The sequence below is a fragment of the Kitasatospora sp. NPDC004240 genome (assembly GCF_053603215.1).
The window spans coordinates 21,582-28,315 of sequence record NZ_JBSGFD010000111.1 but is presented as its reverse complement, the minus strand read 5'-3'; the positions used below and the strand labels follow the sequence as shown (position 1 = coordinate 28,315).

Genomic DNA, 6,734 nt, shown 5'->3' with positions numbered 1-6,734 from the left:
ATCGACAACCAGGTCAAGATCCGCGGCTACCGCATCGAACTCGGCGAGATCGAGGCCCGCCTGCGCGAACACCCGCAGATCACCGACACCGTCGTTATCGTCCGCGAACCCCACCCCGGCAACAAGCGCCTCACCGCCTACCTCATCACCACCGACGCGGACCTCGACACCACGGCCCTGCGCGCCCACCTGGGCACCGTCCTGCCCGACTACATGGTCCCCACCGCCTACCTCACCATCGACGCCATCCCGCTGACCGCCAACGGCAAGATCGACACCCGCGCCCTACCCGCCCCGGTCACCGACACCACCCCCGGCACCGGTCACACCGCCCCCCGCACCCCCGTCGAGGAACGCCTCGCCACCATCTGGGCCGAGGTCCTCGACCTGCCGCAGGTGGGTGTCGAGGACAGCTTCTTCGACCTCGGCGGAGACTCCATCCGCGCCGTCGAGGTCCTGGCGAAGTGCCGGAAGGCCGGCGTGCCGCTGGCGCTGTGGATGATGCTCCAGGCCAAGAGTCTGGCCGAGGTGGCGGGCATGATCGAGACCGAGTCGGCCGACCCCGCCGGACGGGCGGAGATCCAGCTGACGCCCAGTCAGCACCGCCTCCTGGCCTCGGCCGACGGGGGCGCCCGGACGGTCCGGCTGGCGCTCGGACGGCTGCCCGACGAGGCGCTGCTCGCCGCCGCGCTCGGCGCGGTCGTGGAGCGCCACGAGGCCCTCCGGCTGCGGTTCCCCGCCGACGGGCGGGCGGCCGAGCCGGCCCCGGCGCCTGCCGGGAAGGCCCTGCTCTCGGTGCTCGATCTCGCCGCCGTGGCGCCCGCCGACCGCGCTGCGGCGATCGAGGACGCGGTCGCACGGGACCGGGCCGGGCTGGCCCCGTCCGAGGGTTCGATGCTCCGGGCCACGCTGGTCCGCTTCGACGACGAGAAGCGCCACGAGCTGTGGCTGACGATCCACCAACTCGCGGCGGACGCCGCCTCCTGGCGGATCCTGCTCACCGACCTGAACGCCGCCTACGCCCAGTTGGCGGCGGGCGCCCCGGTGCTGCCGGCCCCGGTTCAGGTCCCTTGGCGGGCCTGGGCGCAGGAGTTGGGCGAACAGGCGCTGTCCGATCGGGTCGCCGAGCAGGCGGAGCACTGGCTCAACCGGGCCGAGGCCGTACCGCTGCCGGTGGACCGGTCCGGCCAGGCGCCGTACCGCTCCACCGAGGAGACCGTCACGGTCGTCCTGCCCGCCGAGCGGACCGCCGCGCTGCTGGCCGATCCGAGGCCCGAGCAGTCGCTGCTGACCGCTCTCGGCCGGACGCTGGCGCAGTGGGCCGGCGGCGACCGGATCGCGCTCGACGTCCTCACCGACCCGCGCCACCAGCAGGCGCTGGCCGCCGAGTTGGCGAACACCGTCGGCCCGCTGGCCGATCTCCACCCGGTGGTGCTGCGGATCCCCAAGGGGCGCGAGTTGTCCGCCGTCCGGACCGCGGTCGCGCGCCGGCTGCGGTCGGTGCCGACGCCCGCGCACGGCTACGGCCTGCTCCGCTACCTGGCGCCGGACGCCGATCTGGCGGAGGAGCTGGCCGAACTGCCCACCGGCGAGGTCCGGTTCAGCTTCACCCCGGCGGCGCCGACCGCCGCCGCACAGCCCTCCCCCGATGCCGGGCCGGACGCCGCGCCGCCGCTGGTGTTCCTCCCGGGCCGGATCGAGCTGCGGGCGGCCCCGGACGCGCCGTCGACCCATCTGCTCGACATCGCGGCCGAGGTCTACGACGGCCGGCTGTACCTGCACTGGACGTACAACACCGCCGTCCACGAGCCGGCCACCGTCCGGCGGCTGGCCGCCGAGCAACTGCGCTTCGTGGAGGAGCTGTTGGACCAGGCCGGCGACCGTCCGGCGGCGCCGTCGCGCGGCCGGTCCGCGGCGGCCCCGGCGGGCATCGCCGGGGTGGCCGAGGTGATGGCGCGGCACGGTGTCCCGGGCGCCTCGCTGGCGCTGATCCGCAACGGCGAGCTGGCGGCGGTCGAGCAGTTCGGGGTGCTCGGTGTGGAGGAGCCCGTCCCTGTGACCGCCGACACGCTGTTCCCGGCCGGTTCGATCTCCAAGCACGTCACCACCTTCGCCCTGCTCCGCCTGGTCGAGGCCGGCGTGATCGACCTGGAGCGGGACGTCAACGAGTACCTCACCTCCTGGCAGGTCCCCTCGTTGCCCGGCGTGTCGACCCCGGTCACGCCCCGGTTGCTGATCGCCAACCTGTCCGGCATCGCCCCGCATCCGGACGTCGACGGGAACTACCACCGCCACGACCCGGTGCCCACGGTGCTCGACGTGCTGAACGGGCGCCCGCCGGCGATCACCCCGCCGGCCCGGCTGCTGGAGGAGCCCGGCGGCACCTTCCGGCAGATCCCGCTGAACTACTCGGTGCTCCAGCAGGCCATGGCGGACGCCACCGGCGAGGAGTTCCCGGCCCTGGTGCACCGGCTGGTGCTGGCGCCGCTGGGGATGACCGGCAGCGGCTTCGGGGTGTCCTTCCCGGACGAGCTGGGCCGGCCGTACGCCCGCGGCCACCACGCCGACGGCACCCCGGTGTCCGGCGGGTACGTGCTCAACCCCGAGCTGGCCGCCGGCGGACTGTGGACCACCGCGGCCGATCTGGCCAGGCTGGCCGTCGAGGTGCGGCGCTGCCATCTGGGCCACCCCGGCGCTCTGGTGGACGCCGGATTGGTCCGGCGGATGCTCTCCCCGCAGTCCGGCCGCTCCTACGGCTGGAGCACCATCGTGGACGACACCGGCGGCGACCTGGAGTTCGGGCACGGGGGCCAGGCCGTCGGCTTCCAGGCGATGACCGGCCTGCGGGTGCACTCCGGCACCGGCGTGGTGCTGCTGTCCAACGCGGTCACCGGGCGGGAGCTGGTCAAGCACCTGCTCGCCACGGTGTGGACCGGCCAGAACCGGCTGGCGCACCTCTGGCAGCAGGCGATCGACGAGGCCACCGAGGCCGAGTCACGGCCGAGCTGAGCCCCACCCCTCCGGCCCCCACCCGCCCCGGCCGCCCGGCCCCCGTCCCTCCCGCCGCACGGCGGGGCGGGCGGGGGCCGACCCGCGTCGGCATCCCCCCGTCCTCGGCGGATTCCGGAGTCCCCGAGCCGGTTCCGGCCACCCCCCGGACGTGACCACATGGTGCCAGTGCAGCGTCCTGTCGCCCCAGGAGCGCTGACTGGGCCCCTCGACCGGCCCAGAATCCAGAGGCGGGCCCGCTGCGCCCGGCGTCGGCGCGCCAGGGCGCGGGCCGACGCGGACGCGGCCGTCCGCACGTATTCGGCACAGCACAGGGGGAATCATGGAACTGCGAGTCCTTGGACCGGTCGAGGTCCTCGACGACCGGGGCCTCCACATCGAGCTACCGGGCGTCAAGGCACAGACGGTGCTCGCCGGCCTGCTGCTGGCGAACGGCCAGACCGTCTCCGACACGCACCTGAGCGACATGCTGTGGGCCTGGGACCCGCCGACCACGATGACCGCGCAGATCTACACCTACGTCTCCCGGCTGCGGAAGCGCCTGGGGCCGCACATCGAGCTGATCCGCCGCCCACGCGGCTACCAACTGCTCACGCACAACGCCGAGTTGGACCTGACGACCTTCGAGCGGCTGACCCGGCGCGGTCGCGACGCGCAGGCCCGGGGGAACCTGTCGCAGGCCGCCGACGACCTGCGGGCGGGCGTGTCCCGGTACCGCGGCACGGTGCTCGGCAATGTGACCGAGTTCCTGGCGGACGCCGAGCGGCCCCGGCTGGAGGAGCTGCGACTGGCCGCGCAGGAGGACCTGGTCGAGGTGGAGCTCGCCCTCGGCCGGCACCAGCGCCTGGTGCCGGAGCTGACCGCGCTGACCACCGAGCACCCGACCCGGGAGCGGCTGCGGGCCCAGCTGATGACCGCGCTGTACCGCTGCGACCGGCAGTCGGACGCGCTCGCGGTGTTCCACGCCGGGCGCCGGATCCTGGCCGAGGAGCTGGGCATCGATCCGGGGGCCACCCTGACCACCGTCCACCAGGCGGTCCTGGAGGGCACCCTCGGTCTGCCGGCCGCCGGTCCGGCACCGGCGGTGCGGCTCGGCCCGTCCGCCGCCGCGCGTCCGGTGCCGGCCATGCTGCCGCCGGACGTCGCGGACTTCACCGGCCGCCGGGCCGAACTGGCCCAGCTGGAGCGGCTGGTGGCGGCGGACGCGGCCGGCGCCGGCCCCCGGCGTGCGCTGATCACCGGCATGGCCGGGGTCGGCAAGTCGGCGCTCGCCGTCCACCGGGCGCACAGCCTGCGGGACCGCTTCCCGGACGGGCAGCTCTACGCGGACCTCACCGACCGGGACGGCACCGCCCGCTCCCCGGAGACCGTCCTGACGTCCTTCCTGCACGCCCTCGGCGTCGAGTCCGCCACCCCCGACCAGGGTCTGCTGGAGCTGATCCGGCTGTACCGCACGCACTGCGCCGGGGCGCGGCTGCTGGTGGTGCTGGACAACGCGGTGAGCAACGCGCAGATCGCCCCGCTGCTGCCGAACGGGCCCGAATCGGCGGTGATCGTCACCAGCTGCCGGCACCTGCTCGCCGCCTCGGGACGGGACACCCTGGCGCTGCCGGTGTTCGACGACGGGGAGTCGATGGAGCTGCTGGCCGCGCTGGTCGGGCCGGAGCGGATCGCCGCGGACCTGCCGTCGGCGCGGGCGATCGTGGACAGCTGCGCGGGCCTGCCGCTGGCCGTGCGGATCGCCGGGGTGCGGCTGGCGGCCCGGCCGCACTGGCCGCTGTCCAGACTGGCCGGCCGGCTGGCCGACCAGGGCACCCGGCTGGACGAGCTGAGCTTCGGCGAGCTGCGGGTGCGCGAGACCATCCGCCGCTCGCTGCGCGAGGTCAGCCTGCGCGGCCGGCAGGTGCTGCCCCGGCTCGCGCCCTTCGGGACGGGGGCCTTCCCCGCGGAGGCCGCGGCCTGGGCGCTGGGGCTGCCGCAGGCGACGGCGGAGCAGGTGCTGGAGGAGCTGGTGGACATCCGGCTGCTGGAGCCGGCCGGCGCCGGCGGCTCCGGGCCGGGCGACTACCGGCTGCACGAGCTGGTGCTGCTGGTGTCCGCCCCGGGTACGGGCGGTGTGCCGAGCCGGCACGGGGTGCCGCGGCCCCGCACCCCGCAGCTGCTGTCCGGCTGACGACCGCGGGACCGCCCGGCCTCAGCATCCGGCCTCAGCGCCCGGCCGCCCCGACGGAGCCCGTCGGGGCGGCCCCTCCGGCCCCTCCGGCCCCTCCGGCCCCTCCGGCCCGCACGAGTCGTACGAGTCGCACGAGCCGCACGACTCGTACGACCGGCTACGCCGCCGCCTCCCGGCTCGCCGTCCGGACCGCCGGGCTGAACGTCACGGTGACGGTCAGCAGCAGCAGGACGGCGGCCATGGCGATCGCGGTCCAGGTGGTCCCGGCCCGGGCGAGCAGGTAGCCGGCGGCCAGCGATCCCAGGGCGTTGGCGCCGGAGGTCAGGAAGGCCGAGGTGGCCGTCACCCGGCCCTGCAGCTCGTTCGGGGTGTTCCTGGCCATGTAGATGCCGCCGCAGACGTTGAACAGCCCGGCGACGAACATGATCCCGGCGGCCACCGCGCCGATCGCCACCGGACGGTCGAGCAGTGCGACCAGCGGCATCAGCACCAGCCAGACCAGGTGGCCCAGCACCGCGGTGGCGTACAGGCCGACCCGCCTCGACCACCAGCCCGCCGCCAACGCGCCCAGCAGGCCGCCGATCCCGGCCACCCCGGACACCAGTCCCAGCACCGCGGGGCTGCCGCCGTTCTCCTTGATCACCACCATCACGGTGAGGCCGAGCATCTGGAAGAGCAGGTTGCTGCCGGCGAACACCCCGGTCATGATCCGCAGGAACCTCTGGCGCCAGAGCCAGACGACGCCGTCCTTGATCTCGTGGTGCAGCCGCTGGGGCGGACCGGTCCGCTCCGCCCGCAGGTCGCGGCGGATGAACACCAGGCAGATCAGCGCGATCAGGTCGGCCACGGCGGTGACCGCGAACGGCAGCCAGCGCACCGCGGTGAAGAGCAGCCCGCTGAGCGGCTGACCGAGCAGCCCGATGGCCGCGCCCCGGGCCTGGTTCTGCGCGAGGGCGGCCGGCAGCTGCTCGCCGGTGACGACGTTGCGGACGGCCACCTGCTCGGCGGTCGCGTAGAAGATCCCGAGCGTGCCCTCCACGAAGGCGGCGGCCATGATGAACGGCACCCAGACCCGGTCGTGGTGGACGGCCAGCGCGACGGCGGCGAAGCTCAGCATCCGGACGGCGTCGCAGACCAGCATGACCTTGCGCCGGTCCCAGCGGTCGACCAGTGCCCCGGCGGGCAGTTGGACCAGCAGGTTGGGCAGCGCCGCCGCGAACGCGACGTAGCCGCAGGCGGTGGCGGACCCGGTCTGCCAGAGCACCAGCATCGGGTAGGCCACCATCGACACGGTGGAGCCGAACTTCGACAGTCCGGCGCCGATCCAGAGCCGGAGGAAGTCCGTGTTCCGCCGCAGCGGCACGCTCGGTGACGACGCCTCGGCCGCCGGCCCGGCGGCGTCGACCCCGGTCCGTGGTGCGTCGGTTGCTGTCGGTATAGTCATGAAGGGCCCTCTCACCGCCGTCGGACCGTGTTCGGACCGTGTCCGGCATCGGCTCGCCAGCCTTGGGCCGCCTCCTATCGATTCCCTATACCCCGGCCGGACGTCGCC

At 74.8% G+C, this 6,734-nt stretch carries 3 protein-coding genes; 2 read left to right on the top strand and 1 reads right to left on the bottom strand.

What is annotated here, in order from left to right; translation table 11 throughout:
- Together ACWEQL_RS26660 and ACWEQL_RS26655 are read left to right on the top strand one after the other, a co-directional pair.
- The coding region (locus tag ACWEQL_RS26660) for a serine hydrolase (protein ID WP_452152848.1) at window positions 1-3,009 on the top strand (3,009 nt) is incomplete at its 5' end.
- Window positions 3,010-3,331: 322 nt separating this feature from the next.
- Complete coding sequence (locus tag ACWEQL_RS26655) at window positions 3,332-5,182, top strand: BTAD domain-containing putative transcriptional regulator (RefSeq protein ID WP_452152847.1); 1,851 nt, start codon at window positions 3,332-3,334, stop codon at window positions 5,180-5,182.
- Between the two features lie 157 nt (window positions 5,183-5,339).
- On the opposite strand, the gene ACWEQL_RS26650 is transcribed toward ACWEQL_RS26655, so the two are convergent.
- A complete protein-coding gene (locus ACWEQL_RS26650; protein WP_452152846.1) occupies window positions 5,340-6,626 on the bottom strand; it encodes an MFS transporter in 1,287 nt (428 codons plus the stop codon).
- Window positions 6,627-6,734 lie beyond the last annotated feature (108 nt).